At 72.3% G+C, this 25,525-nt stretch carries 31 protein-coding genes and 1 pseudogene; 11 read left to right on the plus strand and 21 right to left on the minus strand.

Going from position 1 to position 25,525, the window contains the following annotated elements:
* The first annotated feature begins 368 nt into the window (after positions 1 to 368).
* On the plus strand, positions 369 to 587 hold the full coding sequence (locus IE180_RS07480; protein WP_190155979.1) for a hypothetical protein: 219 nt from the start codon (positions 369 to 371) through the stop codon (positions 585 to 587).
* Here IE180_RS07480 and IE180_RS07485 read toward each other — a convergent pair.
* Both IE180_RS07485 and IE180_RS07490 read right to left on the minus strand, forming a co-directional pair.
* Positions 539 to 1,216: a hypothetical protein gene (locus tag IE180_RS07485; RefSeq protein WP_229860358.1), complete on the minus strand. Its 678-nt coding sequence runs from the start codon at positions 1,214 to 1,216 to the stop codon at positions 539 to 541. The genes IE180_RS07480 and IE180_RS07485 overlap by 49 nt on opposite strands.
* A gap of 181 nt (positions 1,217 to 1,397) precedes the next feature.
* Positions 1,398 to 1,949: a hypothetical protein gene (locus IE180_RS07490; protein ID WP_190155980.1), complete on the minus strand. Its 552-nt coding sequence runs from the start codon at positions 1,947 to 1,949 to the stop codon at positions 1,398 to 1,400.
* Positions 1,950 to 2,029: 80 nt separating this feature from the next.
* Here IE180_RS07490 and IE180_RS07495 point away from each other — a divergent pair.
* Positions 2,030 to 2,473: pseudogene (locus tag IE180_RS07495) on the plus strand (transposase); the annotation flags it as partial.
* 5 nt (positions 2,474 to 2,478) lie between these two features.
* Here the strand turns inward: IE180_RS07495 and IE180_RS07500 are convergent.
* Entirely contained in the window at positions 2,479 to 3,159 is a 681-nt protein-coding gene (locus IE180_RS07500; protein ID WP_190155981.1) for a DUF6445 family protein, read from the minus strand.
* A 154-nt stretch (positions 3,160 to 3,313) separates the two neighbouring features.
* Between IE180_RS07500 and IE180_RS07505 the strand changes: the two genes are divergently transcribed.
* The 3 genes from IE180_RS07505 (at position 3,314) to IE180_RS07515 (ending at position 6,496) form a co-directional block, all read left to right on the plus strand.
* Entirely contained in the window at positions 3,314 to 3,910 is a 597-nt protein-coding gene (locus IE180_RS07505; RefSeq protein ID WP_190155982.1) for a TIGR03086 family metal-binding protein, read from the plus strand.
* 237 nt (positions 3,911 to 4,147) lie between these two features.
* The gene (locus IE180_RS07510) at positions 4,148 to 4,912 is read left to right on the plus strand and encodes a phosphodiesterase (RefSeq protein ID WP_190155983.1); all 765 of its coding nucleotides are present in this window, start codon (positions 4,148 to 4,150) and stop codon (positions 4,910 to 4,912) included.
* A gap of 327 nt (positions 4,913 to 5,239) precedes the next feature.
* Entirely contained in the window at positions 5,240 to 6,496 is a 1,257-nt protein-coding gene (locus IE180_RS07515) for an extracellular solute-binding protein (RefSeq protein WP_190155984.1), read from the plus strand.
* A 4-nt stretch (positions 6,497 to 6,500) separates the two neighbouring features.
* Here IE180_RS07515 and IE180_RS07520 read toward each other — a convergent pair whose 3' ends face one another.
* From IE180_RS07520 to gvpO, 13 genes are all read right to left on the minus strand, one after another.
* Positions 6,501 to 7,394 carry an SDR family oxidoreductase gene (locus IE180_RS07520; RefSeq protein WP_190155985.1) on the minus strand — a complete coding sequence of 298 codons (894 nt, stop codon included), beginning with the start codon at positions 7,392 to 7,394 and terminating at the stop codon, positions 6,501 to 6,503.
* A gap of 69 nt (positions 7,395 to 7,463) precedes the next feature.
* Entirely contained in the window at positions 7,464 to 8,087 is a 624-nt protein-coding gene (locus IE180_RS07525) for a flavodoxin family protein (protein ID WP_190155986.1), read from the minus strand.
* 86 nt (positions 8,088 to 8,173) lie between these two features.
* Entirely contained in the window at positions 8,174 to 10,309 is a 2,136-nt protein-coding gene (locus tag IE180_RS07530) for a PP2C family protein-serine/threonine phosphatase (RefSeq protein WP_190155987.1), read from the minus strand.
* Between the two features lie 179 nt (positions 10,310 to 10,488).
* Positions 10,489 to 10,965 carry an STAS domain-containing protein gene (locus tag IE180_RS07535; protein ID WP_190155988.1) on the minus strand — a complete coding sequence of 159 codons (477 nt, stop codon included), beginning with the start codon at positions 10,963 to 10,965 and terminating at the stop codon, positions 10,489 to 10,491.
* A 32-nt stretch (positions 10,966 to 10,997) separates the two neighbouring features.
* Complete coding sequence (locus tag IE180_RS07540) at positions 10,998 to 11,327, minus strand: helix-turn-helix transcriptional regulator (RefSeq protein WP_229860359.1); 330 nt, start codon at positions 11,325 to 11,327, stop codon at positions 10,998 to 11,000.
* Between the two features lie 148 nt (positions 11,328 to 11,475).
* A complete protein-coding gene (locus IE180_RS07545) occupies positions 11,476 to 11,856 on the minus strand; it encodes a gas vesicle protein K (RefSeq protein WP_190155989.1) in 381 nt (126 codons plus the stop codon).
* A complete protein-coding gene (locus tag IE180_RS07550; protein WP_190155990.1) occupies positions 11,846 to 12,088 on the minus strand; it encodes a gas vesicle protein in 243 nt (80 codons plus the stop codon). The genes IE180_RS07545 and IE180_RS07550 overlap by 11 nt, the downstream gene beginning before the upstream one ends.
* On the minus strand, positions 12,085 to 12,942 hold the full coding sequence (locus IE180_RS07555; RefSeq protein ID WP_190155991.1) for a GvpL/GvpF family gas vesicle protein: 858 nt from the start codon (positions 12,940 to 12,942) through the stop codon (positions 12,085 to 12,087). The genes IE180_RS07550 and IE180_RS07555 overlap by 4 nt, the downstream gene beginning before the upstream one ends.
* Complete coding sequence (locus IE180_RS07560) at positions 12,939 to 13,418, minus strand: gas vesicle protein (RefSeq protein ID WP_190156351.1); 480 nt, start codon at positions 13,416 to 13,418, stop codon at positions 12,939 to 12,941. The genes IE180_RS07555 and IE180_RS07560 overlap by 4 nt, the downstream gene beginning before the upstream one ends.
* Positions 13,419 to 13,532: 114 nt before the next feature.
* Entirely contained in the window at positions 13,533 to 13,781 is a 249-nt protein-coding gene (locus tag IE180_RS07565; RefSeq protein WP_190156352.1) for a gas vesicle protein GvpG, read from the minus strand.
* A gap of 46 nt (positions 13,782 to 13,827) precedes the next feature.
* Entirely contained in the window at positions 13,828 to 14,541 is a 714-nt protein-coding gene (locus IE180_RS07570; RefSeq protein WP_190155992.1) for a GvpL/GvpF family gas vesicle protein, read from the minus strand.
* A 2-nt stretch (positions 14,542 to 14,543) separates the two neighbouring features.
* Positions 14,544 to 15,002, minus strand: a complete 459-nt coding sequence (locus tag IE180_RS07575) for a gas vesicle structural protein GvpA (RefSeq protein ID WP_190155993.1) — start codon at positions 15,000 to 15,002, stop codon at positions 14,544 to 14,546.
* A gap of 27 nt (positions 15,003 to 15,029) precedes the next feature.
* On the minus strand, positions 15,030 to 15,392 hold the full coding sequence (gene gvpO, locus IE180_RS07580) for a gas vesicle protein GvpO (protein WP_190155994.1): 363 nt from the start codon (positions 15,390 to 15,392) through the stop codon (positions 15,030 to 15,032).
* 200 nt (positions 15,393 to 15,592) lie between these two features.
* Here gvpO and IE180_RS07585 point away from each other — a divergent pair, with 200 nt between their 5' ends.
* Both IE180_RS07585 and IE180_RS07590 read left to right on the plus strand, forming a co-directional pair.
* A complete protein-coding gene (locus tag IE180_RS07585; RefSeq protein WP_190155995.1) occupies positions 15,593 to 16,573 on the plus strand; it encodes a histone protein in 981 nt (326 codons plus the stop codon).
* A gap of 4 nt (positions 16,574 to 16,577) precedes the next feature.
* Positions 16,578 to 17,648 carry an SRPBCC family protein gene (locus IE180_RS07590; RefSeq protein WP_190155996.1) on the plus strand — a complete coding sequence of 357 codons (1,071 nt, stop codon included), beginning with the start codon at positions 16,578 to 16,580 and terminating at the stop codon, positions 17,646 to 17,648.
* Between the two features lie 77 nt (positions 17,649 to 17,725).
* Here the strand turns inward: IE180_RS07590 and IE180_RS07595 are convergent, their stop codons facing one another.
* Entirely contained in the window at positions 17,726 to 17,899 is a 174-nt protein-coding gene (locus tag IE180_RS07595; protein WP_123457160.1) for a CsbD family protein, read from the minus strand.
* A 273-nt stretch (positions 17,900 to 18,172) separates the two neighbouring features.
* Complete coding sequence (locus tag IE180_RS07600; protein WP_190155997.1) at positions 18,173 to 18,439, minus strand: GlsB/YeaQ/YmgE family stress response membrane protein; 267 nt, start codon at positions 18,437 to 18,439, stop codon at positions 18,173 to 18,175.
* A 682-nt stretch (positions 18,440 to 19,121) separates the two neighbouring features.
* Here IE180_RS07600 and IE180_RS07610 point away from each other — a divergent pair.
* Positions 19,122 to 19,418, plus strand: a complete 297-nt coding sequence (locus IE180_RS07610; RefSeq protein WP_190155998.1) for a DUF7489 domain-containing protein — start codon at positions 19,122 to 19,124, stop codon at positions 19,416 to 19,418.
* Positions 19,419 to 19,755: 337 nt separating this feature from the next.
* Here the strand turns inward: IE180_RS07610 and IE180_RS07615 are convergent, their stop codons facing one another.
* Positions 19,756 to 20,223 carry a hypothetical protein gene (locus IE180_RS07615; protein WP_190155999.1) on the minus strand — a complete coding sequence of 156 codons (468 nt, stop codon included), beginning with the start codon at positions 20,221 to 20,223 and terminating at the stop codon, positions 19,756 to 19,758.
* Between the two features lie 465 nt (positions 20,224 to 20,688).
* Between IE180_RS07615 and IE180_RS07620 the strand changes: the two genes are divergently transcribed.
* The 3 genes from IE180_RS07620 to IE180_RS07630 all read left to right on the plus strand — a co-directional run bounded on the left by IE180_RS07620 (position 20,689) and on the right by IE180_RS07630 (position 23,240).
* Complete coding sequence (locus IE180_RS07620; protein WP_190156000.1) at positions 20,689 to 21,393, plus strand: VanZ family protein; 705 nt, start codon at positions 20,689 to 20,691, stop codon at positions 21,391 to 21,393.
* Positions 21,394 to 21,463: 70 nt separating this feature from the next.
* On the plus strand, positions 21,464 to 22,159 hold the full coding sequence (locus IE180_RS07625) for a response regulator transcription factor (RefSeq protein ID WP_190156001.1): 696 nt from the start codon (positions 21,464 to 21,466) through the stop codon (positions 22,157 to 22,159).
* Positions 22,152 to 23,240 carry a sensor histidine kinase gene (locus IE180_RS07630; protein WP_190156002.1) on the plus strand — a complete coding sequence of 363 codons (1,089 nt, stop codon included), beginning with the start codon at positions 22,152 to 22,154 and terminating at the stop codon, positions 23,238 to 23,240. The genes IE180_RS07625 and IE180_RS07630 overlap by 8 nt, the downstream gene beginning before the upstream one ends.
* A gap of 31 nt (positions 23,241 to 23,271) precedes the next feature.
* Here the strand turns inward: IE180_RS07630 and IE180_RS07635 are convergent, their stop codons facing one another.
* Positions 23,272 to 24,459 (minus strand): amino acid aminotransferase, encoded by a 1,188-nt coding sequence (locus IE180_RS07635; protein ID WP_190156003.1) that lies wholly within the window; start codon positions 24,457 to 24,459, stop codon positions 23,272 to 23,274.
* Positions 24,452 to 25,525 carry a DMT family transporter gene (locus IE180_RS07640; protein WP_229860361.1) on the minus strand — a complete coding sequence of 358 codons (1,074 nt, stop codon included), beginning with the start codon at positions 25,523 to 25,525 and terminating at the stop codon, positions 24,452 to 24,454. Before IE180_RS07640 ends, IE180_RS07635 begins: the two co-directional genes overlap by 8 nt.

Below are 25,525 nucleotides of genomic sequence, written 5' to 3' on the forward strand. Positions count from 1 at the left end.
CACGGTGTTCAGCGACACCGGACTTCGCCCGTGGCGGTTGCCTCGTACCCCACTGTCGCCAGCCACGGCCGCGGTGAGAACGACACTCAGCACCTGCTTCCCCTGAAGCACGGTGCACGGTGCACGGGCCGGTCGCGCCCGACTCGGGCGGCGGGGAAGCGCCATGACGGCCGAGGTGTCGGACGCCGTCGAGGGATGCGACGCGCCGATCCCGGAGCGGGAACCTCCGGAATCGGCGCGGCCGGCCATTTCGGCCGAGAGCTCCCCGGCTCAGATCACCAGGGCACTTCGTTCGGACCGTTCGGTGCTGCGTGACCTCGCTCCTCAGGACCGGGGAGGCGCGGGGCCGATGGGGAGACCACAGTGAAGTGATCGACGCGATCGCCCGGAAGTTCCGGACCGGCTCGCCATGGGTCCGCCCGCCCGAGGAGTACGGCGACCGGCAAGGCGTCGCCAACCGCTACGGGAAGACCCCGACCCTCCACCCGGCCGGACTCCACATCGCGGGCGTCTTCCTTCGGTCCGCCGGGTCCACGGCTCAGGAGCAGGAGCGGACCGCGTCGTCCCAGGCACCGGGGCTGCGGTAGTGGTTCCTGTGCCCCGCGGCGAGCACGTGGCGCAGTTCGGCGAGGTGCCAGGTGCCCGCGGGGAGTGCCAGCCGGTCGAGCAGGGCCGGTGCGGCAGCCGGTTCCAGGTCGCCGTGGACGTCGTGGAAGCCCGCCAGGAGGCCGCGGAAGAGGGCGGGGTGCAGGGCGGGAAGCCGCACGGCGGCGCGGTACGTCGGCTCCTTCACCGTCCAGCGCACCGGGCCCGAGCACTCCAGGACCCGACGGGCCCCGCGGAGCAGGGCTTCCGACGCCTCGGTCACCACGCGGTCGACGTCGTCGCCGAGGACCTCGGCGAAGGCCGTCGCGGACGTGGCGGGGTCCTCGAACCAGTCCACCCACAGCGAGTAGGTGACGGCCTCGGCATGTCGGTCCGCCTCCAGCCGCCGGCGGTAGCCGTCCCCCAGCACGTCGGCCGGCAGGGGACCCTCTGCGCCCTCGTTCGCGAACCGGATCTCGCACGTGACCCAGTATTCGTCGAGGAGGTCCAGCAGCCCGAAGGCCAGCCGCAGCCGGTCGGCGGCGTCCAGATCTTCGGCGAACACGTCGCCGGCCCAGGAGTGCGCCACCTGGTCGGCGGTGAGCAACACGTCGGGGGCCTCGTCGCTCACCCACCCGTCGCACACCCGGCTGACGCCCTGGTCGGCCGGTCACCGCCGCGCCGCCTCCTCGGCCTGCACCTCCCCTCGGGAAGTGTGACAAGCCCGCGAGGTCCGAAGGAAACGCCCTAAGGGTTGTCCGGCAAAGATCTCGGTTTCGAGTGCGGAGCTGCCTGCCGGGCCGGCGAGGTGCTCAGCCGGTGGTTCGTGAGGTGTCCAGGGACTGGGCGAAGCCGGCGAGCGTGTGGAAGTCGTTCTCGCGTAGGCCGATCCGCGGGTTGACGTGGTGGAGGAGCCCTGGGCCCGGGTGGTGGGCCGTCACGTAGGTCTGATCCAGCGCGCTCTGCTCGTCGTCCACCCAGGCGAAGGGACGGCCGCCTGCGTAGTCCACCAGCGGTCCGGTCTTCCAGTGGACTCCATCGGGGCGTTCTTGGAGCAGGACGTCGCCGAAGTCCACGAAGGGAAGTTCCGGAAGGCCGAGGACCGGTGCGATCCACCGGTTGGCGTCGTCCATCCATGTGGTGGCCCAGCACAGCTCGAAGCCGAGCCGGAGCAGGATGCGTCCGTGCTCCGGGTTGAGCCAGACCCGCAGGGGGCGTCGTCGGGACGACAGGCCCCTGCCGTCCTGAGGGGCGCCGTTCCGGGGGACCCGGAGTGTGGTGTAGCCGTCGGGACGCCTCTCCGGCTTGGCCGCATAAGGGTTGAGCGGCCCGTCCACGTCGAGGAACAGCAGAGGTCGGTTCACGGTTTCCCCCGGATCTTGCTCCCTGTGGACTGCCCCGAGCAGCGTAGCTGTGGGATTGTCTCGGGGTGAGGCCGGTCTGCGCGATGATCATGCGAACCAACCTGACGTTGCGGCAGCTCGCTCCGCTGTTCGGCGTCTCGAAGTCCACGGCCGGCCGAGTCATCAACCACCTCGGCCCCCTGCTCGCACTCCAGCCCCGCAAGCGGTTCGCCAAGGACACCGTGCTCATCGTGGACGGCACCCTGGTCCCCACCCGCGACCACGCCATCACCGAGCGGTCGAAGAACCACCGGTACTCCACCGACCACCAGGTCGTCATCGACGCCGACACTCGCCTGGTCGCCGTGGTCGGCCGACCGCTCGCCGGGAACCGCAACGACTGCAGGGCATGGGAGGAATCCGGCGCCAAGGCCGCCGTCGGCAAGACCACCACGATCGCCGACGGCGGCTACCCGGGCACCGGCCTCGTCATCCCGCACCGCCGACAGCGAGGCCAGACCCAACTTCCGGACTGGAAACGGGACAGCCCTCAGGCCATCCAGAAGAAGACGGCCGTCATCCGCTTGTCCCGCAAGGTCGTGCCGGTGTAACCGGTCGCGGTGTGGATGAGGTTGGCCGAGTACAGCAGCAGGCGGTTGTAGCGGGGCGGGACGCGCAGGTCCTCGGTGAAGGAGTCTCCCGGCACGAAGCGGGTGCCCAGCGCGTCCACCAGGTTGTTGTGCGGGGCGAGGACCTGATTGCCGCCGAGCACGCCGCCGGGCAGGTTCTGGCGGTAGAAGCTGGTGCCGCAGTCCTTGGGCAGGTCCGGCGTCAGGTACAGCACCGCCGCGTAACGGCACAGGCTCCGGGAGTCGGTGTGCGGGCGCGGTTCGCACTCGCCCTCACCGACGACCTGGACGCAGTTGTGGTTGAAGGTGCCACCGCCGGAGGGGTCCACCGTCCAGAGCCTCTGCGCCCCGACGGTCCTGCGCACCAGCTTCTCCACGTGCGCGAGTTCCGCCGGTTCGAGTCCGGGCATCGTGCGCAGTCCCGGCCAGGGCTCGGGCTTGTGGGGGTAGCCCTCCACCCAGTCGTCCCGTTCGAGCATGCGGGCTCGTACGGCGTCGGGGTCGGGCAGGACGTCGTCCAGGATCCAGTAGTCCCGACCGCGGGTGGGTTTGCGGTACGGCAGGACCTGAAGCGCACCGGGGCGTGGGGGGTATGACGGCATGGCGGGAACGCTAGTGCGAGGAAGGATGCGTCCCGCCAAGGCGTCGCCAAAGCGCCGCCAAGACTGCGGCAAGACATCACCATGCAGGCAATCCGCAGGAAAAGACGGTGGGCGCGGAGCGATGAGTTTCCGACGGCCCGGCGGTCCACCCCGCATGGAGAACACTTCACGCACGGAGCCCATCGACCTGGGGGCGGCCGCCGAGCGGGTCGCCCGGCTCGCGGAGGCCATCGACGACGAGCGGCTCGACGGCCCGACGCCCTGCCCCGAGTACGCGGTACGGGAGGTGCTCGCCCATGTCGCCGGGCTCAGCGTCGCCTTCCGTGACGCGGCCCTGAAGCGCTTCGGTCCCACCACCGCCACGCCGCCCGGCTCGTCCCGTCCGGTGCTCTCCGAGGACTGGCGGACGACCCTGCCGCGGGCGCTGGGCGAGCTGGCGGCCGCCTGGCGGGAGCCCGGGGCCTGGGAAGGGGACACGCAGGCGGGCGGGGTCGCCCTGCCGGCCGCCGTCATGGGCCGGGTCGCGCTCGACGAGCTGCTGATCCACGGCTGGGACCTGGCACGGGCCAGCGGTCAGGCGTACGAGGTGAGCGAGGAGGAGCTGAGGGTTTCCGAGGCCCTGCTGACCCCGGCCGACGGTTCCTCCGACGAGGGCTTCTTCGGCCCCGTCGTCGCGGTGCCGGACACCGCGCCCCTGCTGGACCGTGTGATCGGCCTCAGCGGCCGTCGACCCGACTGGCGTCCGGCCTGAGGTGTGCCCCGTGCGACGGCGTGAGTTCACGGCCCGGCGGCCCCGCCCGGGCCGCCGGGCCGGAGGAGCTGCCGTCCGGCTACCGGTGAGGGGCGCCTCAGGGGGCGTACGGGCCGATGGCGTCCGGATCGGCGTGCGTACGGATCGGTGACGGCCGGATCGGCGTGCGGCCGGATCGGCGTGCGTACGGATCGGTGACGGCCGGATCGATCGGCGAGACCTGGGTAGTCGGCGGGCATGAGGACGGACGGCAGGAGCACCGGGCGGACGGACCCGGGGCGTTCGGACGCCGGCGCCGGAAAGGCGGGCGTCGTCTTCCGCGCGGCGCGGTTCGTCGCCCGCCGCCGGGGTGCCCGGCCCGCCCTGCATCCCCATGGCGTGGTGCTCGCGGGACGCCTCGACGTGCCGGCGCAGGAGATCCGGTGGGGCGTGCCGTGGTGCGACCGCCCCGCGTCGTACCCGGTGACGGCACGGTGGTCGCGGGCGGCCGGGCTGCCCCGCCCGCTTCCCGACGGGTTGGGGCTCGCGCTGCGGGTGGAGGACGCGGACGGACCGGGGTGCCCCCTGGAACTGCTGTTCACCAGCAGCGGCCGGGGGCGCCTTTCCCGGCACGTGCCGATCCCCCGCACGTCCGCCACCTCCGGTCCGTACACCACGCTCCTGGCCTATGCCGTGGGCGACGGGCAGGGCGTCGTGGCGGCGTTTCCCGCACCGGGCTCCCCCAGGATCCCCGCCGACCCCGCCGCGGTGGGGGCGGCGGCGGCCTCGCGGCCGGTCGTCTTCGACCTGCGGGTCGGGACGTCCGTGGGCTGGCGGCTGCTGGCTCGGCTCACCCTCTTCCGCGAGGAGCCCGCGTCCGGCCGGCTCGGGTTCGACCCCTACCGGAACTGCCTGTCCGGTTTCCGCCCGGTCGACCGCCTGCGTGCGCTGCGCGTCGCCGCGTACGCGGGGTCCCGGGCCGGGCGGAACAGGAGGCGGGGTCCTGCGGGCAGCCGCACCTGAGACCGGCACGGGAGGACCGGGCAGGCCCCGGGGGCGCCCGGAGGAACGCGCCGCCGGCCGGCTCGACGCCCGTCGAGGGGGGCGGCGCCAGGCCGTTCGCCTGCCCGTCAATGTGCCTCACCGGAGTCACGGTGGACTGGGTGGAAGGTTCTACGCGCGTCGGAGCCAGCGCCCTCCTATCGGAAGGCACCAAGGGGAATCCGCCCTGTTGGAGGTAGGACCACAACCGCCGAGTAGGGGGCGAAATATGCCTCTGGCCAGGGGAGAATCCCGGACGCACTGTCCAGAACATCAGAGGGAAGACCCGTGCGACCGAGAATCTTCGGCATGACCGCCTCCGTGGCCGCGTTCGGACTGCTGGGCTCACTCGCCACCGGCTGCGGCTCGTCCGAGAGCGCCGGGACGACGCTGCGTCTGGTGGCTCCCGAGTACGGCGACGGCCCGGCGACCAGCTCCAAGGCGTACTGGGACAAGCTGACCGCCGCCTTCACCGCCGCCCACCCCGGCACGAAGGTCGAGGTGACGCTCTACCCGTGGGCCGACGTCGACCGCGAGGTCACCCGCATGGTCGAGGAGGACAACGCGCCGGACGTCGCTCTGATGGGCGCGTACTCCGACTTCGCCGCGGAGGGCCGTCTCTACTCCGCCGACGAGCTGCTGTCGATCAGGGCGGAGGCGAACTTCCTGCGGCCGCTCGCGGCGGCGGGCTCGGTCGACAACACCCTGTACGGCCTGCCCTTCGTGGCCAGCAGCCGGCTGCTCTTCTACAACGAGGAGTTGTTCGACGAGGCCGGGGCCGAGCCGCCGAAGACCTGGTCGGAACTGAAGGAAGCGGCCGAGGCCCTGAAGAAGAAGGGCGTGCCCTATCCGTACGCCCTGCCGCTCGGCCCCGAGGAGGCGCACGCCGAAGCCCTGATCTGGGAGCTGAGCAACGGCGGCGGGTACACCGACGTCAGCGGCCAGTACGCCATCGCCTCCGAGCAGAACACGCAGACGTTCCGCTGGATCAAGGACAACCTGGTCGTGCCCGGTCTGACGGGCCCGGTCCCGCCGGCCAAGCTCAACCGGCAGGACGCCTTCGACGCCTTCCTCCGCGGCGACGTCGGCATGGTCAACGGCTACCCGTCGCTCCTCCACGAGGCGAGGGCGAAGGGGATGAAGGTCGGCACCCTGAGCATGCCGGTGTCGGACACGCTGGAGGACGGGAAGATCCCGCCGGCGGCGGGCGTCGCGGACTGGATGATGGCCTTCAAGCGGGACGGCAACCGCGAACCGGTGGGCTCCTTCCTGGACTTCGTCTACCAGGACAAGAACCTCAGCGAGTTCGCGGGGCGCTACCACCTGTTGCCGTCGACGGTGTCCGCCTCCGAGGCGTCCCAGGGCCCGCAGGCCGATCCCGACACCGAGCGGTTCCTGGACGCGCTGCACAGCGCGCAGCTCTACCCGGTCAACGAGCCGTCCTGGCTGCAGGTCAGCAACACCATCAAGCGGAACATCGGCAAGGCCGTCGCGCCGTCCGCCGACCCGAAGGCCGTGCTGGAGGACATCGCCGAGCAGGCCCGGGAGGAGAAGCGGCAGGAGTAGCGGCTCAGGGAAGCGGCGTCCCGCCCGTGGCGTTCACGATCTCCCCGGTGATGTAGCTCGCCCGGGGCGAGGCCAGGAAGACGTAGGCGGGGGCCATCTCCGCCGGCTGGGCCGGACGTCCCAGGGGCGACTGTTCGCCGAAGTGCCCGGTCTCCGGCATCGTCGCGGGGATCAGCGGGGTCCACACCGGCCCGGGGGCGACCGCGTTCACCCGGATGCCGCGTTCCGCGACCATCTGGGCGAGGCCGTGGGTGAAGGAGATGATGGCCGACTTCGTCATCGCGTAGTCGAGGAGGTGGGGGCTGGGCTGGTAGCCCTGGACGGACGTGGTGTTGATGACGCATCCGCCGCGCGGCATGTGGGCCAGGGCCCGGCGGGTGAGCCAGAACATGCCGTACAGGTTGGTCTTCATCACCCGGTCGAACTGCTCCGTGGTGATCGCCTCGATGCCGTCGGGCTGTGACATCTGGTACGCGGCGTTGTTGACGAGGAGGTCGACCCGGCCGAGTTCGCCGACCGTGCGGTCGATCAGGTCGTCGCACTGTCGTTCGTCCCGGATGTCGCACGGCACGGCGATCGCGGTGCGGCCCGCTTCGCGGACCAGGCGGGCGGTCTCCTCGGCATCGGCCTTCTCCTCGGGCAGATGCGTGAACACGACGTCCGCGCCCTCCCGTGCGAACGCCAGGCACACGGCCCTGCCGATCCCGGAGTCGCCGCCGGTGACGAGCGCCGCCCTGTCGGTCAGCAGGCCGTGCCCCTCGTAGGAGTCCTCGCCGTGGTCGGGCCGCGGCTCCATGGCCCCGGTCGAACCGGGGTGCTGCTGGTGCTGGTCGGGTTGGGGCGGAGCGGGGTGCTGGGTGGTGGGGTCGGGGACGGCGGGGGCTCGCCGGTCGGACATCGCAGGTCCCTTCGTACGGTCGTGGGCCCGGTATCGGTACCGGGCCGGTTCGCGGTGGTGGGCTCCGGGTCAGGAGGAGGGGTACGGAGCGTCCCGGAGGAGCCGGGCGAGGTGGGCGGTGTTGGCGGCGAGGGTCGCCGTCGTGGCCGCGGTCTTCTCGGGCGTCTTGTCCAGGTCCTGGTAGTCCGTGCCCTGCATGGCTTCGCCGACCCAGTAGGTGACGGCGTTGGGGGCGAGGGAGAAGCCCACGTCGTCGAGGCCCTGGAAGAGGTCGGCGCTGACCTTGTGGGCGCCGTCCTCGTTGCCGACGACGCAGACGGCGGCGACCTTCCCGTAGGTGAGCATGCGGCCCTCGTCGTCGGACTCGGAGAGCTCGGCGTTCAGGCGTTCGAGGACGCGTTGGGCCAGGCTCGCGGGGTGCCCGAGCCAGATCGGGGTGGACAGGACCAGGATGTCGGCGTCCAGGACGGCGGAACGGATGGCCGGCCAGTCGTCGCCCTCGCCCATGTCGGTCTTCACGCCGGGCTTCACGTCGTGGTCGGCGATCCGGATGGCCCTTCCCGTCACTCCGTGGCCGGAGAGCTCCTCCAGCACCTGCTCCGCCAGCAATTGGGAGCTGGAGGGGGCGGGGGAAGGGGACAGCGTGCACACGAGCGCGACGGCACGGAGCGGGGTCTTCTCGTTGGCAGTCATATCCCCCGGCTACCCGCACGGGGCGGACGAATCCTCCCCGTCTCCCGCGGATGCCCCGTACGGGCGTACGGGTTCCCGCGGGGCCTTCACCCGGGCCGTGGGGTGGTGCGCAGCAGGAGCACGGCGATGTCGTCGGTGTAGTGGGCGGTGGGCCGGGCCCTGCGCAGGAGCGTGTCGATCAGCCGGTCCAGGTCCTGTCCTTCGTGCTCGGCGAGGTGGGCGGCCAGGTCTTCGGCGATCCGGTCGGGATCCACACCGGGCGCTTCGACGAGGCCGTCGGTGTAGAAGGCGAGCGTCGACCCGGGGCTGAGGGGCAGCGTGGTGACGGGGCAGGAGAGGCCGGGGTCGATGCCCAGCAGCGGGCCGGGGTCGAGTTCCACCGGGCGGGCCCGCCGGCCGGGGCGGTGCAGCAGGGGGGGCGGGTGGCCGGCGCTGGCCAGGAGCACCTCCTGACGGGCGAGGTCGATGTGCGCGTACGTGCAGGAGACGAGGAGGTCGGTCTCGAGGTCGGTCAGGACGCGGTTGGTCCGGGCGAGGACCTGCCCGGGCGGCCCTCCGGCGGTGGCGTGGATGGCGGTGCGGACCTGTCCCATGAGGGCGGCGGCCGCCGCGCTGTGGCCCTGGACGTCGCCGATCACCGCTGCGGCGGTGGTGCCGTCGAGGCGGATGACGTCGTAGAAGTCGCCTCCGATGTCCATCCCGCGGCTGGCCGGGAGGTAGCGGGCCGCCGTGTCCAGGCCGGGCAGGGCGGGCAGCCGGTGCGGCAGGAGGGCCTGCTGCAGGCCGTGGGCGAGGTCCCGGGCGGCGTCGTAGAGGCGGGCGCGGTCCAGGGCCTGGGCGATCAGCCCGGCGAGGGAGGTCAGGACGGCCCGCTCGTCGGCGCTGAACGCGTGGGGCCGTTCGTAGGAGAGGATGCAACAGCCGACGGGCCGTCCGGAGACGATCAGCGGCAGGAACGCCCAGGCCTGCTTGCCGCTGATCGGGGGCGCCTCGGGGTGGCATCGCGCCATCTCGTCCCGGTCGGCGAAGAACGACGGGACCCCGTCGGCCAGGACCCGCCCGGCGGGGGTGAGGTCCGTGTCGAGGGGCAGGCCGTCCAGTCGGTCGAGCGTCTCCTGGTCGTATCCGTGGTGCCCGGTGATCTTGAGCCGTCCGGCATCGGCCGCGGACAGCACCAGGCCGTCGGCGCCGAAGGCGGGCAGCACCTGATCGGCGACGAGCTCGACGACGTCGCGGACGGCGACCGTCTCGGTCAGGGCCGCCGCCAGGTGAACCAGCTGGTAGAGGCGTCCGACCTGCGCCGTACTGGACGGGGCGGAGGCGGAAGGGGTGGACCGGGTCGCCGCGGCGGCCGGGGGACGGCCCTGCGCGGTCGCGTCGGCGCGGGTGATGCGGACGCTGATGCCGCTGGCGTCCGGGTAGAGCTGGAAGCGCAGCCAGGTGGACGGGGGGCGCAAGGACGTGAAGGCGACGGGATCGCGGCTGATGACGGCCGTGCGGTAGCAGTCCTCGGCCACCGTGTCGTCCAGCCAGGGCAGGGACTGCCAGGGCCGGGTGCCGAGCAGCCGTCCGGCTTCGAGGCCGAGCAGCGACGCCGCCTCGGCGGTCAGGAAGGTGATCCGGCCCTCCAGGTCCATGCCGAGGGCTCCCTCGGGCAGGCGCTCGGCGTAGTCCGCGGCGGCCTGGGACTGCCGGTCGCCGTGCGAGCGGGCGGCCGGGGCGACGGGGACGAGGCGGGGCTGGTCGGGGAGGGGGAGCGGTACGGTGACGCCGTCCAGGACACGGCCCATGCGCCGGGCGGCGGACGCGATGTGGCCGTGCTCGCGGCGGGAGGGCTCGGCGGGGTGGCTGGCGGGCCAGAGGAGGAAGATCGCTCCTCGGCAGCGGTCGCGCCCGGGCAGCGGGGCCGCGGCGAGGGCGAACCGGTACGGCAGGCTGGCGGCGGCCCGGGGGTAGGTGCGGGCCATGTCGTTCTGCGAGCCCACCCACACCAGGCGGTTCTCGCGGACGGCGTCGCTCACCGGGACGGGCGCGTTCAGCGGCACCCTCCGCCACGGCCACACGACTTCCAGGGGCACGCCGCAGAGTGCCGTCATGGCCAGGATCCGGGTGGCCTCGTCGAGCAGGTAGAGGGCTCCGGCGGAGGCCCCGGTGCGCCGGACCGTGTCGGCCAGCGTCTCGCCCAGCAGCCCGGCCCCGTCCGGATCCTCGGGCCTGTCCATTCGTCGCACCTCGTCCCTTCCGCCCGTACCCCGCGACGTCTCCGAGCGGTTGCGCGGGTGCCGACCGTCACGACCGTCGGGCGGACAAGAACGTCCTGTCGCGCCCGTATACCGACCATACGCCGGATGTGTCCCATCACCAGGTCGCGCCGCCCGGCCGACGCCCGGCACCGGACGCGTCAGACGGTGTCGGCCGCGGAAGCGCCCGGAGGCGCGACGTCGGCCGCGAGGACTCCGTCGCCGTCGAGGGTGATGCGGAAGAGGGGGTAGGTGCCCGTCAGTTCGAGCAGCCGGCGGATCTGGGCGGGCAGCGGTCCGACGAGGACGAGCCGGGAGGACCCCCGGTGCGCCCGGACGAGTTCATGGAGGAACGCGCAGTCGCCGAAGACGACGTCGGCGAGGTCGAGCAGGATGCGCTCGGCGCCGGCCTGCCGGGCGGCGGTCAGGGCGTCGCGCAGGCAGTCGATCGTGTCGACGTCGAACTCGCCGCTCGCGCTGAGCAGCCACGTGGCCGGGGAGCCGGTGTTCTCGCGCCGCACCCGGGCGTGGCCGGATGTCGCCCCGTAGACCGGATGCGGGCGGCTGCCGGCCACCGTGGGGATCGCGCCCGGGCCGGGGGCGTTCCCTCCGGCTCCGGTCTTCCGGTTCCCGGTCATGGAACTCACCGTCTTCGGATCGGCGGGCAGGGTCAGGGAGGGGAAGGGTCACGGGGAGGCGGCGGCAGGCCGGCGAACAGATCCAGGAAGTCGGCGATCTCGTACCGGGCCTCCGCGGGGTGGCGGAAGAACGCGTGTCGGGCGACCTCGTAGTGGTTGCGCCGTCCGCGCCGGGAGCGGGTCAGGTAACCGGCACCCTCCAGATCGTTCACGATGGCCTGCACGGCCCGTTCGGTCACGCCGCACCCCGCGGCGAGATCGCGCAGGCGCACCTCGGTGTCGCGCGAGATCATGACCAGCACCCGGGCGTGGTGGGTCAGGAACGTCCAGCCCGTCCGCGGTGCGCGCTGCTGCTCCGACACGCATCCATTATGAACCGGGATTCCGGTTTTGCCATACTTGTTTCCGCTTTCCGCTTTCCCCTTCGTCCTCCGTCTTCCGTCTTCCGTCTTCCGTCTTCCGTCACCGGTCCGTCGGAGGTCACCCGGAGTTCGGAGGGTCTTCGGGGAGTCAGGACCCGGGGGGCGGGAGCAGGGGGCCCAGGGGGCCCAGATCGAGATTGAGGTCGTCCAGGCTGAAGCCGTGCTGGGCGCACAGTTCGGTCATGCGGTCGTGGAGGGCCAGCAGGGTCGCGCCGAGTTCCTCCTCCTGGCCCTCGGTGAGGCCGCCGGCGTCGACACGGCGCAGGGCCTGGCGTTCGATGAGCTGACGGAGGAGTTCGACCACGGTCAGGACCAGCTTGACCAGGTCCTCCTCGACCGTGTCCGAGCCGGTGCGGATCCGCCGCGCGGGCTGCTGCCGGGCGGTGTCGTCCGGCAGGGCGGGCAGGAGCCGTACGGCATCGGCCATCGCCTCTCCGACGGCCCGCACGTCGGGGGTCTCACGGCCCATCGAACACACCTCCGCCCCGCCCGGCCGGACGCGGAACCCCGAGGTCGCCGACCGAGTCGGTGACGGAGGTGATGAGGGCGCGGAGGGAGATCCGCACGAGGTCGATGTCCGCGATGGACAGGACGACGTCCCCGGTGATGACCACGCCTCCGGCGAGCAGCCGGTCGAGGAGGTCGACGAGGGCGACCTGTCGGCCGGGCAGCGCGGGGTCGTCGCGGTCGGCGGAACTCATGACCGGGGCCTGGACGGCGGGGGCTCGGGGGCCGGGTTTCCGGAGGCCGGCACCTCGGAGGCGGAAGGGAGGGCGGTGAACGAGTACGGGGCCCAGGGGCCGGTCGTTTCCAGCAGGATTCCGGGGAGGTCCTCCGCGACGGCCCGGACCGCCCTGCGGAAGGCGTCGGCTTCGGCGTCGGGCACCAGGAAGGCGGCGTTGACCACGTTCTCCCCGACCGAGGCGGCCAGCGGGCCGCTCTGCGGTGGATGGGAGACGCGGTCGGCCGCGTACCGCAGGGCGATCTCGGCGATCCGGTCGGCGGCGGTCCTGGCCTGCCGGTAGTGGTCCTCGTGGGCGTCGCGCTGTGCTCGGCGGGCCTGGAGGTACGCCTTTCCGGGGGTGGCGGCCGGCGCGGCCGTCCCGGCGTCCGGGGCACCGGCGGGGCGTACGTAGATCTTGACGCCGTACTCGGTGTGGGCGGCGAGCCGGGCCAGCTGGGTGGCGAACTCCTGACCCTGGGGCTGCAGGGCCCGCAGGGCGCGGGTGTGGTCCTGGTAGAGGGTGGCCATGCGCAGGGGCAGGACGGTGGTGCGCGCGGCGAGGGCCTCGATGACGCGGTGGTGGGCGCGCGCGGTCTCCTCCAGCCAGTGCAGGTCCTCGAAGCGGGCGGGGAGCACCTCTTCCCCGAAATCGGCGCGGGGGACGTCGCTGATGGCGAAGGCGACCGGGCCGGTGTCGTCGGGGACGGGGGCGAGGAGGGTGACCCGGCTGCCGGCCACCCCGGTCAGGGTGGGCAGGACGTCGTCCAGGGCGGGCGTCGGGGGCGTGACGGCGTAGACGTAGGTGAGCGTCGCCGCGGCGGGTCCGTTCATGTCCCGGTCCTCCGCTTCGTCGTGCGACGGGCCGGGCGTGCCTCGTCCTCGGCCTCCTCCTCGGCCTCCTCCCTGCCGATCGCGTCGGGGGCCGGACCCGACCCGGTCGTGAGGCCCTCGCGGCGCATTCGCGCGATCTCCTCCCGCAGGCGCCGGTTCTCGGCGGCGAGCGAGGCGACGTCGTCCTGGCGGGAGGAATCCAGCGGGGAGGAGTCGCGGTGGGACGAGTCGACGCGGGAGGAATCGCGGCGGAACCGGTCGTGGCGGGAGGAGAGGGAGGGATCGTGCTCCCACCAGTCGATGCCCATCTCCTTGGCCTTGTCCACGGAGGCGATCAGGATGCGCAGCTTGATCGTGAGGAGTTCGATGTCGAGCAGGTTGATGCGGATGTCGCCGGCGATGACGATGCCCTTGTCCAGGACCCGTTCGAGGATGTCGGCGAGACTGCTCGCGGAACTCGGCGGATAGCCGGCCATCGGTGGGTCGGCGCCGAACCTGCGGGCGAGGGGATCGGTCACGAAGGTTCGCCTCCCACTGTCTGCCGTCGCACTCGGACTGTCTGCCGTCGCACTCGGATCGGGGCCGCCCGGTCAGGGGCCGCCCCTGCGGTACCGCTCGATCTCCTCGAGACGGTCGATCAGGAGGTCCTCCTCACGGTCGAAGGTCTCCTCGTCGATCTCGCCCGCCAGCAGCCGCCGTTCCAGGGCGGCGAGCCGGGCCATGACCGGTGCCGGGTCGTAGTAATCGGCCTCCGCCTTCTCCGCGACGCGCTGGGCGGCCCACACCGCGGTGCGGACCGGGGCCAGCGGCAAGGTGACGAGTTTTCCCAGCAGGCCCATCGCGCTCACTCCTCCCTCGCTCCCTCCGGCCGGACGCCGGCGGGCCCTACGACATGAAGCTGTAGGGGGGCAGCGGCCCGGTCAGCCGGACCTCGACGCCGTCGCCGCGGTCCCCCGCGTGTTCGCGGAGGGCCTTCAGGGCGTCCTCGTCGTCCTGCCGGACGAGCAGGGACAGGGCGAGGAAGTCGTCGCCGCCGACGGGGTGGACGACGTACTCCCGCCCCAGCGGTGCCAGGGATCCGATCAGCGCCTCGGCCGCGTTCGCGCGGCGCTGCTCGACCTCTCCGGCGACCATGCGCCCCAGTTCCACGGGCAGCCGGGGATCCTCGGAGCCCTGGCGGATCTCCTCGTTGAGCCGACGCGCCTCGGGCAGGTCGTCGAGGATCTCCCGGAGGAGGAGGTCCTCCGCCCGGGAGGCCTTCACGTGATACTCGGCACAGTCGGCGACGCGCTCCAGTGCCCCGCGGTAGAAGTCCTCCTTCTCGTCGAGCACCCGCAGGACGGCGTCGTCGTCGGGGGCGGTGTAGCCGAACCGCAGCGGCAGCGGGGTCCCGTCCTCGATCAGACGGTCCTGGACCGCCTGATGGGCGGCCACGTCCCGCCGCTTCGGACGGATCTCTCCCTCGATGTCGCTCACCACGGCGCGCAGCGCCTCCGTGGAAAGGACCCGCACCGCCGCCCCCTCGGATCCGACCCCCGTCATTCCCTCGACCCGGCAGGGGTGCTCGCGCGTGGTCACCGCGTAGACGTAGACGGCCATGGTCATTCCCTCTCGCGTCGCGCCGTCCGCCGCGCCGGCTTCCGGCGCCGAGGAGCCTCCTGCTCCTCTTCGTCGCCCTCGTCGTCGTCCTCGTCCTCCCGGCCGGACAGCGACTGGGTGACGGCCTCCATCGCGCCGCTGAGGGCGCCCTTGGTCTTGCCCTTGCTGCCGCCCTCGACCATCTTGTCCATCATCTCCGGCAGCTGGGTGGGCGCCTTGCGACCGGATTCCAGGTCGAGGCGGTTGCACGCCTCCGCGAAACGGAGGTAGGTGTCGACGCTGGCCACGACCACCCGGACGTCGATCTTGAGGATCTCGATTCCGACCAGGGAGACGCGGACGAACGCGTCGATGACCAGCCCGCGGTCGAGGATGAGCTCCAGGACGTCGTAGAGACTGCCCGTACCGCCTTGGCCGCCGCGAGCGGGACTCCCGCTCGCTCCCTGCGGCATCACCGTCATGACGTCTCCCTTCGCGGTCCGGCCGCCTCAGCGGTCGGACCGGTCGATCATGCCCCGGCTGTACCGTCGGATGCGTTCGTAGGAGATCAGCTCGCCGGAGGCGTCCAGCTCGACCCGGTAGCTGCCCATGACGCTGGTGGTCTCCGGGACGCGTTCGAGCTCGACCACCTCCACCACCGCCTCCCAGCCCTCGTCGGTGGGCCTCAGGGACGTCACCGATTCCGGGGGTCTGCCGAGCAGTTCCGACAGCTGCTGGGCCGCGGCCCGCATCGCCGCCGCCGCGCCCTGCCTGCGGGAGCCGGACGCCTTGCGCGCGGGCCGGGTGGACCGCGGCGCGTCGTCGTCCCGTGCGGGACGGCGTCGACGGCGTTCTGGGTCCGGTGTGGTCATCTGATTCCTTCGCGAATCGGACTCCCCCTGTCCCCCACGTCTCCCCACGGACATCCACCCCCACTCCACCTGAAGGGAATTTTCTTCATATATCGCCGCATATCCGGAGCCGTGTCGAGCACCCACCAGATGAGGCCCCGAGCGTCGGGGTCGGCCGTCACCGGACGTCGGCCACCCATCACCCGGGAAGGACGAGGCTGATGGAGGACACGACCAAGATCGCCCTGGCAGCCGCCGTTGCAGGAGGCTACGTACTGGGGCGGGCGAAGAAGGGCCGCATGGCCCTGTCGCTCGCGACCTACATCGCGGGCCGCAAACTCGATCTCCAGCCCGGACAGCTCGTGGCACAGGGGCTGCGGAAACTCGGGGAGATGCCCCAGACCGCCGAGCTCGGCCAGCAGCTTCGGGGCGAGGCCCTCCAGGCCGGCCGCAAGGCCCTCAGCGCGGCCGCCAACCGTCAGCTCACCGGCCTCGCCGACTCCCTCCACCAGCGCACGCTCGACCTCGGTCGCCGCGGCGAGGAGTCCGACGAGGAGGAAGAGGAGTACGAGGAGGAGCCGTACGAGGACGAGGACGAGGACGAGGGCCTCGAGGACGAAGCCTACGAGGACGAGGGTCCGGACGAGGAGGAAGCGGGCCCGGAGGAGGCGCGGGGAGAGGAAGAGGAGGAGGAAGAGGAAGAGGAGGAGCCCTACGACGAGGAGGAGGAGCCGGAGGAGGACCAGGAGGCCGAGGCCGAGGAAGAAGAGGGAGAGGAAGAAGAGGGAGAGGGAGAAGAGGGCCGGGAGCCCGAGGACGAGCAGGAGGACGAGGAGCCCCCGAAGCGGTCTCGCCGCAAGAGTCCCGCGAAGAAGCCGGAGCCGGCGGCCGCCAAGAAGACGGCGGCGAAGAAGACCACGTCGGCCGGAGGCCGGGGCACGGCGAAGAAGACCACACCCTCACGCGGAAGCGCCACGGCGAAGAAGGCGCCCGCGAAGAAGGCACCGGCGAAGAAGACCGCCTCGACCGGAAGCCGTACCGCGGCGAAGAAGAGCACGCCGTCCCGGCCTCCCGCCAAGAAGGCCGCCGCGAAGAAGACCCCGGCGAAGAAGACCACCGCGCGCAAGTCTGCGGGTGGCAGCGCCAGGAAGACCACGTCGGCGAAGAAGACGACGGCGCGCAAGCCGTCTACGCGGAGGTAGCGCCATGGCCACCGATCGTGAACGCTCGGCGTCGAACTCCTCCTCCCCCATGGACCAGCTGTTCGCCGAAGCCGGCGAGTACCTGCGGGCGCAGGCGGACCGCCTGGCCGACAAGGCCGTGGACAAGGTGGGGGACCTCACCGACCAGCTCTCCGACGTGGCGGAGAACGGGGGGTCGCTCGCCGGCATCGGCGGCCGTCTCCTCAAGGGCGACTCGCCCCTGAAGGCCGTCGCGGGCAACACCTTCGACAGCGTCAAGGACAAGGTCAAGGACATCGGCGGCGGGCTGGTCGGCAAGAAAGGCAAGTCCCGCAAGAGCGGATCCAAACCGACGCACATCTGCGAGTCGATCGACATCGGCGTCCCGTTGCGCACCGCGTACGACCAGTGGACGCAGTACGAGGACTTCAGCACGTTCGCCAAGGGGGTGCGCAGCGTCTCCCAGGGCGACGACACCACCAGCGACTGGAAGATCAAGGTCGGCCCCTCCACGCGCAGCTGGAAGGCCAGCGTCCAGGAGCAGGTGCCGGACGAACGCATCATGTGGAGCTCCGACGGCCCCAAAGGCACCACGCGTGGATGCGTCAGCTTCCACGAGCTGGCCCCGTCCCTCACCCGCGTGCTCGTGATCGTCGAGTACTACCCCTCCGGCCTCTTCGAGAAGACGGGCAACATCTGGCGCGCCCAGGGGAGGCGGCTGCGCCTCGACCTCAAGCACTTCGCCCGTCACGTGACCCTCTCCAACGAGGAGCCGGACGGCTGGCGGGGCGAGATCCGCGACGGAGAGGTGGTGCGCAGCCACGACGAAGTGGTCGAAGAGGAGGAGTCCTCGGAGGAGGAGTCCTCGGAGGGACAGCCGGAGGAGGCCGAGGGCGAGGAGTACGACGACGAGGAAGCGGGAGAAGGGGAGGAAGGAGAAGAGGAGGAAGGGAACGACGGCGAGTACGAGGACGAGGACGAAGGCGAGTACGAGGACAAGGACGAGGACGAGGACGAGGACGAGGACGACTGGGGCGAGGAGGAGGATGAGGAGGAAGAGGAAGAGGACCCCTCCGGCCGCCGGACGAGGCGCTGAGGAAGAAGAGCAACAGGAGAAGGAGGCTGTCGCCCTCGAGGGCGACAGCCTCCTTATCTTGTTTCCGGGCAGGGCATTCAGTGCTTCATCGTGTCCTTGGCCTTCTGCCCGGCCTGCTTGGCGTCCGCTGCCGCCTGCTCGGCCTTGCCCTTCATCTCCATGCTCTCGTTGCCGACGGCCTTGCCGGTGGTCTCCTTCACCTTGCCCTTCATTCCCTTGCCCACGTTCTTGGCCTTCTTTCCGGTGGCCATGTACGTTCACCTCCGACCGCTTGTCGATCTCCCCGAGTCAGGACGCCCCCAGAGGCGACCACACCTCCAGCCGCAGCCATCTCGGCAGCAGGGCCCGAGACGTGGTGCGCACCATTCGGCCGGCCATCCACCGGCCGCCGCGCGCCGTCATCCGCATGCCCCACCAGGACGTCCGCACGGCGCCGCGGCACATCACGGCGCGGGGCGTCCAGTGGGCGAGCCTGCGGCGTCGGCTCCGCTTCCAGCGATGCCGTCTCCGGCCCACGACGGTCCTCACGAATGTCTTCTGCCTGCCACGAGCCGGTAGAGGAGCAGGAGGATGACGGATCCGACGATGGCGGCGATCCAGGTGGAAAGCTCGAAGAAACCGTCAATGGAGTCGACGCCGAAAATGACCTTTCCGAGCCATCCTCCCAGCAGGGCGCCGGCGATTCCGATCAGTATCGTCACGATGCAACCGCCGGGATCCCGGCCCGGCATCAAGGCCTTCGCGATGATTCCGGCGAGCAGGCCCAGCAGGATCCAGCCGATGATTCCCATGGTGTTCCTCTTGTCAGGGCACCAATCTTCTGTAATCCGTCTGCGCAGCACGGGCGACGCCAAACATGGAAGGCCCATAAATCTGAAGCGTCAACGAGCGTCGAAGTGCCAGGGGGCGGCCGTCTCCGCCCGGGAGGCAGGGCTGGTTCATGGTTGTCGTGGCCACGGGTTGTCGCTGGTCAGGGCAGCCTGAGCAGGTCGGGGGTGTGCCGGGAGCGTGGCGGGCCCCTTGCCCGATCGCCGGGCAGAAGCGGGCGCCGACCAGGACCGCGCAGGCGGCGGTGAGGAGAACCGCGACCAGCGAGTGTCGTCGTCCGCGACGGTCGCGCGGGTCGGGCAGAGCCGTCGACCGGTCCGTCGGCACGGACAGGTCGCGGGTGGCGGGGCTGGGCGGCTTGATCAGGCAGACGATGGCAGACCGGCGGCACATCGAGGCTCCGGTGGTGCAGGGCGGCGTGGGTCGGTCATCCCGTCGACCGGGGCCTCCTCGCTTTCGTGACGGCCTCGCCGGTCCCGTCGCCCTCCGGTGACCTGCACGACGCCCACCACCCGGACCACGAGTCGGCCCTGACCCCGGACCGGGGCCGAACAGCCCCTCCGCGTACGCCTTCTGGGCGGGCGCCCACAAGACCGGTACGCTGCCGTGGATGGCCTGTGCCGTCGTCGACGCGGGGGGTCGCACATGTCGAACACCGTTGTCCTGCTCCTCTCCATCGGCCCGCTCGCCATGGTTCTGGCGATGATCGCCGCGCACGGGTTCGGCGAGAGCAAGGACGCCTACACCGGGGAGGTCACCGGCCGGGGGGTGAGCAGTTCGACCGGTACCTACGGCCCGACGGGCCACTACATGATGCACATCCGCACCGACGACGGGCGGGAGCTCAGCATCGAGGTGAACGGCCGGACGTATCGGTCGCTCGCCGTCGGCGACCGGGTGGTCAAGGAGTGGGGCAGGCGCTGGCCGGAGCGGTCGGAGTGACGGAGCGGACGGCTCTGCCGCACCGTCCGGCACGCCCTCGCCGCCCGCGACCACCTCACGGCCCCGTACCGGGCACTCGGCTTGGCCGAAGGCCCGCAAGCACGCCCACCGGACGGCGGACGGGCGGTGCCGGGCCCGTCATCCTGCGTCGCGACCACCGCGCAAGGGACGCGGACCCGGCCTCCGCCCACCCCGGTACGGGGTGGGCGGAGGCGAGACCGTCGCGGTGGTGGTGCGGCGGGTGGCCCTGACGTGCCTCTCGCCCCGTACGGCACCGGGCCCTTCCGTGCGAGGTCCGGCCTCAGCTCCCGGATCCGGCACGCCCCTCGCGGGTGGATCAGCCGCGCACGGCCTTGAGCAGCACCTTCACGTCGTGGCCCTTGTGCCAGCCCGTGTCCACGAGCGGGCTGTGGTGGCTTTCGTCGCCCCAGGCGTAGAACTTCTCCCACGACTGGTGCCACCGGCCGTTCAGGTTGGAGCCCGTGGCCGTGTAGACCTGGGCCACCTTGCCGTCGTGGCGGTTGTCCCAGATGTAGAGCTGTGCCTTGGTCTGCGTGTTCAGCCCGCTGTACCGGTCGCACTCGCGGTACTTGACCCCTGCGGCGTTGTGGTTGACCTGGATGGTCCGCCACGCCGTGCACGCTCCCTCGGTCGCGCTCGCCGGCGCGGCCGCGGCCGAGGGGATCAGCGTGGCCGTGGCCGCCGCGGCGAGTGCCACCGCTGCCAGCACCATGCGGCTGCCGGAGCGCGTCGTGCGCGCCCTCGCGTCGTGCTCCGTGGTCCCGCGTGCGTTCTGCTCGAGCATCTTCACCCCGTGCCTTTCGTTGTGATGACCATGAGGGGGACGACCCCGGCCGGCGCTGCGGCTTCCTTCAGCGCCTCAGCTCCGGTGGTCCACGACCGGGCCCGGCGGGGTCGATACGAAAACGTACGGGGGCGCGCACGTCGCGTCGTCCGGTGCTGGTGTGACATCTCCGCTCCACCCACGGCGGTACGGGCAAGGCGCCTGCAACTCCTGCGGTACCGGCGCGCGAGAACGCGCTCCGGGCCTTTCCCACCCGACGCGCGTGCCGGGGGGAGCCCGGGGGCGGTCTCCGGAGGCCTCGGCCGGCCGTGGAGGTCCCCGGTCGGGCGCCCGTGCCGGCTGCGGGGGCCTGCCGGTGACAGCACGCCGACCGGCGTCGGTGCCGGGTCGGAAAAGGCCCGTGTATCGCGGGCGTATCGAAAATCGCATACGCCCCCGCAACCGCCCGCCGTTTCCCATGGGGGCATGAACCACGACGCGTCCCCGACCCCGCCGTCCCGCCGCGTGCGCGGGACCGTGCTCCTCTGCCTGACGGCCCTCGGCACGGCGAGCGCGCTGTTCGTCGTACGGGGACCGCTCATGATGTCCGCTCCGAGGTGCCTGGCCGGGCGGTGGCACGGTTGCCTGGACACCTTCAACGGCGTCGTGCTCGTCACCCTGGCCACGCTGCCCCTGGGCGCCCTGGTGGCGTGGGCCCTGGCACGCCGTCGGCGGGCCGCCGGGGTCGCGGCGGCATGGCGGATGTCGCTGGCCGAGGTGGGGATGGTGCACGGGACGGTGCCGTTCCTGTGGATGACCATGATGCCGGGCGCCGGGGCCGGCACCGTCCCCGGCCGGGTGAGCCTGGTGCCGCTGCGGGACCTGGTCACGATGGGGCCGCTCGGGATCGCCGGCAACCTGCTGGTCTTCGCGTCCCTGGGATTCTTCGCTCCGGTGCGGTTCCGGGCGGTGGCGTCCGTGCCGAGGGTCCTGGCGCTCGGGGCGGGCTGCTCGGTCCTGGTCGAGACCGCGCAGTACGTCCTGCGGCTCGACCGGGTGTCCTCCGTGGACGACGTCCTGGTCAACGCCGTCGGCGCCGTGCTGGCCGCGCTGGCGTCACGCCGCTGGTGGCGCGCCCCGGCGGACGCTCCGGCGGAGCGGCCCCGCCCCGCTCCGGCGGTGGTGGGCTGAGCCGCGGGCCGGGGAGGGGCGCGCGTCCCCGTATACGCGGGCGATATGCGGGGATGTCTAGGCTTCGGCCATGCGCGTACTGATCGTGGAGGACGAGCCCTACCTGGCCGAAGCCGTACGGGACGGTCTGCGGCTGGAGGCGATCGCCGCCGACATCGCCGGCGACGGCGACTCCGCCCTGGAGCTGCTCGGCCTCCACTCCTACGACCTCGCGGTCCTCGACCGGGACGTCCCCGGTCCCTCCGGCGACGAGGTCGCCCGGCGCATCGTCGCCTCCGGCAGCGGCATCCCGATCCTCATGCTCACCGCCGCCGACCGCATCGACGACAAGGCCTCCGGTTTCGGTCTCGGCGCCGACGACTACCTCACCAAACCGTTCGAGCTGCGGGAGCTCGTCCTGCGGCTGCGGGCGCTCGACCGCAGGCGCGCGCACGCCCGGCCCCCGGTCCGGGAGCTCGCGGGTCTGCGCGTCGATCCCTTCCGCCGGGAGGTCTTCCGCGACGGGCGGCACGTCGCGCTCACCCGCAAGCAGTTCGCCGTGCTCGAGGTCCTCGTCGCCGCCGAGGGCGGGGTCGTGGGCGCCGAGGAGCTGCTGGAGCGGGCCTGGGACGAGCACGCGGACCCCTTCACCAACGCCGTCCGCATCACCGTCTCCGCCCTGCGGAAACGGCTCGGCGAGCCGTGGGTCATCGCCACGGTGCCGGGGGTCGGCTACCGCATCGACGTCGGTCCCGACGGCCCCCGCTCCGGAAGCGCGCATGTCTAGACGGCCTGGGCTCAGCGTCCGGCTGAGGCTCACCCTCAGTTACGCCGGATTCCTCGCCGTCGCCGGTGCCCTCCTGCTGGCCGTGGTGTGGGGGTTCCTGCTGCGTTACGTACCGGACAACTCGCAGGGTCTTCTCGGGATCTCGCCCAACCGCTACCTCCTGGTGCACACCTTCGGCCCCGCCGCGGCCGTGGCGATGGCCTTCCTTCTCGTCTTCGGCCTGGTCGGGGGGTGGTTCCTCGCGGGCCGGATGCTCGCGCCGCTCACGCGGATCACGGCCGCGGCGCGGGCCGCCGGGAGCGGGTCGCTGTCCCACCGGATCCGCATGGGGGGACGCCGGGACGAGTTCCGCGAACTCTCCGACGCGTTCGACGCCATGCTCGAACGGCTGGAGTCGCACGTCGCCGAGCAGCAGAGGTTCGCCGCGAACGCCTCCCACGAACTGCGCACCCCCCTGGCCGTCTCGCAAGCGCTGCTCGACCTGGCCCGCAAGGACCCCACGCGGGACCGGGACGAGCTCCTGGAGCGGCTGCGGACCGTCAACACGCGGGCGATCGGCCTCACCGAGGCCCTCCTCGTGCTCAGCCGCAGCGACCGGGGGGCCTTCGGCCGCGAGGACGTCGACCTCTCCCTCGTCGCCGAGGAGGCCGCCGAGACCCTGCTCCCCCTCGCCGAACGGCGCGGGACCACGCTCGACGTCGCCGGAGGAGCGGCTCGGACCAGCGGCTCCGCGGAGCTCCTGTTGCGGCTGGTGACGAACCTCGTCCAGAACGCCGTCGTGCACAACCTCCCCGCCGGTGGCACCGTGACGGTCCGCACCGGAACGCGGGACGGGGCGAGCGTGGTGAGGGTCGAGAACACGGGTCCTCCGCTCCCGCCGGACCTGGTGCCGACCCTCACCGAGCCCTTCCGGCGCGGGACGGAGCGGGTGCGCACCGACGGGCACGCCGGCGTCGGGCTGGGTCTGGCCATCGTGCACAGCATCGTCCGCGCCCACGACGGGACGCTCGACCTCGTCCCCCGCCCCGCCGGCGGCCTCGTCGCCACGGTCCGGCTTCCCGGCGTGGCTCAGGGGTCCTGACAGGAGCCGTCCCCTGCCGTCCCGGGGGACGTCAGACGGTCTCCGTGGCGGCCGGGGCCCGCAGGGCGTCGGCGATGCCCCGGGCCAGGAAGGGGATCCGGTGCGCGGGGACGCCCGCGATGTTGACGCGGCCGGCGGTCGTGCCGTAGATGCCGGACCGGCGGCGCATCCGGAGCATTCCCCCGGGGGTGAGGGGCAGCATCGAGAACATGCCCTTCTGGCCTGCGAGGGCACTCGCCGCCTCCTCGTGGCCGAGGGCGCCGAGGTGGGCGACGAGGTCCGTCCGGTTGGCCGTGATGCGGTGGCGCATCGCGTCGAGTTCGGCGAGCCAGAGTGCCTTGAGGCGCTCGTCCTCCAGGACGGTGGCGACGACGGCGGCGCCGTGGTCGGGCGGCATGGAGTACAGGGTGCGGGCGGCGTTCTGGAGGGCGGTCTCGACGTGCCGGAGCGCCCGCGTCGAGGAGCCGACGACGACGGCGCAGCCGGTGCGGTCGCTGTAGAGGCCGAAGTTCTTGGAGCAGCTGACGGCGATCAGCACCTCGGGGAGCCGTTCGGCCAGCATCCGGGTCGGCCGCAGGTCGGCGTCGAGGCCGTCGCCGAGGCCGTGGTAGGCGAGGTCGACGAAGGGGACCCAGCCGTTCGTCGCGGCGAGTCCGGCGAGCTCTTCCCAGGTCTCCGGGGAGGGGTCCGCTCCGGTGGGGTTGTGGCAGCAGCCCTGCAGCAGGACGACGTCGCCGCGCCCCGCCTCGCGGAGGTCTTCGAGGAGCCCCGTGGGGTCGAGCCACCGGAACGTGCGGACGGAGAGGCCCGCGCCTTCGAGGATGGGGCGGTGGTTGACGTACGCGGGGTCGCTGATCCACACGGTGGTGCCGGGGCGCGTCTGCCGTACGAGGTCGGCGAGGAGGCGCAGGGCGCCGGTTCCGGCCACGGTCTGGACGGCCGTCGCCCGCGCGGTGAGGGCCTCGGTGCCGAGGACGGTGGTGAGCATGGAGCGGTTGAAGGCGGTGTTGCCCGACAGGCCGAGGTACTCCTTGGAGCCGGAGCGTTCCGCCAGGCGCAGCTCGGCCTCCTTGACCGCCGCCATGACGGGGGTGACCCCGGTGTGGTCGCGGTAGACGCCGAGGACGAGGTCGAGGCGCTCGGGCCGCGGGTCGGCGGCGTACTCGGCGGTCAGGTCCCAGAGCGGGTCGGCGGGCGGGGCGGGAAGGAGCTCAAGCATCGGCGGAGACCTCGGTTCGGGAGCGTCGGCGTCCGTTGGCGAGCGCGACGCCGAGGGTGATGAGGGGGACGCCGACCACGACGGGCAGGGTCGGGGACTCGTCGAGGAGGGGCACGGCGAGCAGGACGACGGCGACCGGGCTGAGGCTGCCGACGACGGAGCTGCGCTCGGGGCCGAGGCGGCGGATGGCGAACGCGTACGTCAGCCCGGCGCAGAGGCCGACGCCCAGGCCCTGGACGACGAGGAAGAGCGCGATGTCGCCGCCGGCCGCGTGGGCGATGCCGGTGGGCAGGACGCCGGTCAGCGTCAGCAGGGCGATGACGGCGAAGGAGGGCAGGCAGAGCAGGCCGATGGAGCCGACCGGGTCGAGGTCGACCTCGCGCAGGCCGACGGTGTAGAGGGCCCACAGGCCGCTGGCGACGAGCAGCGTGCCCGTGCCGAGCAGGACGTCCGCGTCGAGGGCGGCGGTGTGACGCCAGACCAGGGCCGCGACGCCGGCCACGATGAGGGCCAGGCCGGCCGCCTGGGTGCCGCGCGGGGCGCTCCTGCCGCCCGCGACCATGAGGGCGGAGACGAACAGCGGGACCATGCCGGGCACGATCGCCCCGACGAACGCGGCGGAGGTCAGCGAGCCGCCGTACATGGCGGCGAGGAAGAACGGGACCCCCGCGCCGCAGATGATCTTGGCTGCGGGGCCGGGGCGGACGGCGGCCAGCCGGCGCCTGCGCCGCCACAGGGCGGGCGCCAGGACCACCAGGGGCACGCCGAAGCGCAGCAGGGCGGCGTCGGCGGGCAGCAGAGTGGAGGCGCTCAGGGCGCGGGCGCTGAGCGCGAAGGCGGCCCAGATCGCCACGGTGAGGAACAGCGCGAGCATGCCCACGGCCTGCGGGGAGGCCCCCCGGAGCCGGCCGGTGCGGAGCCCCTCCTCGTGCCCTTCGGACCCGGTGCGGAGCCCCTCCTCGTGCCCTTCGGACCCGGTGCGGAGCCCCTCCTCGTGTCCTTCGGACGGAGTGCGCGTGTCCCGCGCCTCCCCCGTCCTCGCCCCCGCCGATCGCGTTGCGGTCAC

The organism is Streptomyces litmocidini (assembly GCF_014649755.1).
GTDB classification, from domain to species: Bacteria; Actinomycetota; Actinomycetes; order Streptomycetales; family Streptomycetaceae; genus Streptomyces; species Streptomyces litmocidini.

Coding starts and splice junctions, on each gene's coding strand:
- IE180_RS07500 (WP_190155981.1), bottom strand. CDS start 3,159: ATGCCGTCATACCCCCCACGCCCCGGTGCGCTTCAGGTCCTGCCGTAC.
- IE180_RS07505 (WP_190155982.1), top strand. CDS start 3,314: ATGGAGAACACTTCACGCACGGAGCCCATCGACCTGGGGGCGGCCGCC.
- IE180_RS07510 (WP_190155983.1), top strand. CDS start 4,148: ATGAGGACGGACGGCAGGAGCACCGGGCGGACGGACCCGGGGCGTTCG.
- IE180_RS07515 (WP_190155984.1), top strand. CDS start 5,240: ATGACCGCCTCCGTGGCCGCGTTCGGACTGCTGGGCTCACTCGCCACC.
- IE180_RS07520 (WP_190155985.1), bottom strand. CDS start 7,394: ATGTCCGACCGGCGAGCCCCCGCCGTCCCCGACCCCACCACCCAGCAC.
- IE180_RS07525 (WP_190155986.1), bottom strand. CDS start 8,087: ATGACTGCCAACGAGAAGACCCCGCTCCGTGCCGTCGCGCTCGTGTGC.
- IE180_RS07530 (WP_190155987.1), bottom strand. CDS start 10,309: ATGGACAGGCCCGAGGATCCGGACGGGGCCGGGCTGCTGGGCGAGACG.
- IE180_RS07535 (WP_190155988.1), bottom strand. CDS start 10,965: ATGACCGGGAACCGGAAGACCGGAGCCGGAGGGAACGCCCCCGGCCCG.
- IE180_RS07545 (WP_190155989.1), bottom strand. CDS start 11,856: ATGGGCCGTGAGACCCCCGACGTGCGGGCCGTCGGAGAGGCGATGGCC.
- IE180_RS07550 (WP_190155990.1), bottom strand. CDS start 12,088: ATGAGTTCCGCCGACCGCGACGACCCCGCGCTGCCCGGCCGACAGGTC.
- IE180_RS07555 (WP_190155991.1), bottom strand. CDS start 12,942: ATGAACGGACCCGCCGCGGCGACGCTCACCTACGTCTACGCCGTCACG.
- IE180_RS07560 (WP_190156351.1), bottom strand. CDS start 13,418: ATGGCCGGCTATCCGCCGAGTTCCGCGAGCAGTCTCGCCGACATCCTC.
- IE180_RS07565 (WP_190156352.1), bottom strand. CDS start 13,781: ATGGGCCTGCTGGGAAAACTCGTCACCTTGCCGCTGGCCCCGGTCCGC.
- IE180_RS07570 (WP_190155992.1), bottom strand. CDS start 14,541: ATGGCCGTCTACGTCTACGCGGTGACCACGCGCGAGCACCCCTGCCGG.
- IE180_RS07575 (WP_190155993.1), bottom strand. CDS start 15,002: ATGACGGTGATGCCGCAGGGAGCGAGCGGGAGTCCCGCTCGCGGCGGC.
- gvpO (WP_190155994.1), bottom strand. CDS start 15,392: ATGACCACACCGGACCCAGAACGCCGTCGACGCCGTCCCGCACGGGAC.
- IE180_RS07585 (WP_190155995.1), top strand. CDS start 15,593: ATGGAGGACACGACCAAGATCGCCCTGGCAGCCGCCGTTGCAGGAGGC.
- IE180_RS07590 (WP_190155996.1), top strand. CDS start 16,578: ATGGCCACCGATCGTGAACGCTCGGCGTCGAACTCCTCCTCCCCCATG.
- IE180_RS07595 (WP_123457160.1), bottom strand. CDS start 17,899: ATGGCCACCGGAAAGAAGGCCAAGAACGTGGGCAAGGGAATGAAGGGC.
- IE180_RS07600 (WP_190155997.1), bottom strand. CDS start 18,439: ATGGGAATCATCGGCTGGATCCTGCTGGGCCTGCTCGCCGGAATCATC.
- IE180_RS07610 (WP_190155998.1), top strand. CDS start 19,122: ATGTCGAACACCGTTGTCCTGCTCCTCTCCATCGGCCCGCTCGCCATG.
- IE180_RS07615 (WP_190155999.1), bottom strand. CDS start 20,223: ATGCTCGAGCAGAACGCACGCGGGACCACGGAGCACGACGCGAGGGCG.
- IE180_RS07620 (WP_190156000.1), top strand. CDS start 20,689: ATGAACCACGACGCGTCCCCGACCCCGCCGTCCCGCCGCGTGCGCGGG.
- IE180_RS07625 (WP_190156001.1), top strand. CDS start 21,464: ATGCGCGTACTGATCGTGGAGGACGAGCCCTACCTGGCCGAAGCCGTA.
- IE180_RS07630 (WP_190156002.1), top strand. CDS start 22,152: ATGTCTAGACGGCCTGGGCTCAGCGTCCGGCTGAGGCTCACCCTCAGT.
- IE180_RS07635 (WP_190156003.1), bottom strand. CDS start 24,459: ATGCTTGAGCTCCTTCCCGCCCCGCCCGCCGACCCGCTCTGGGACCTG.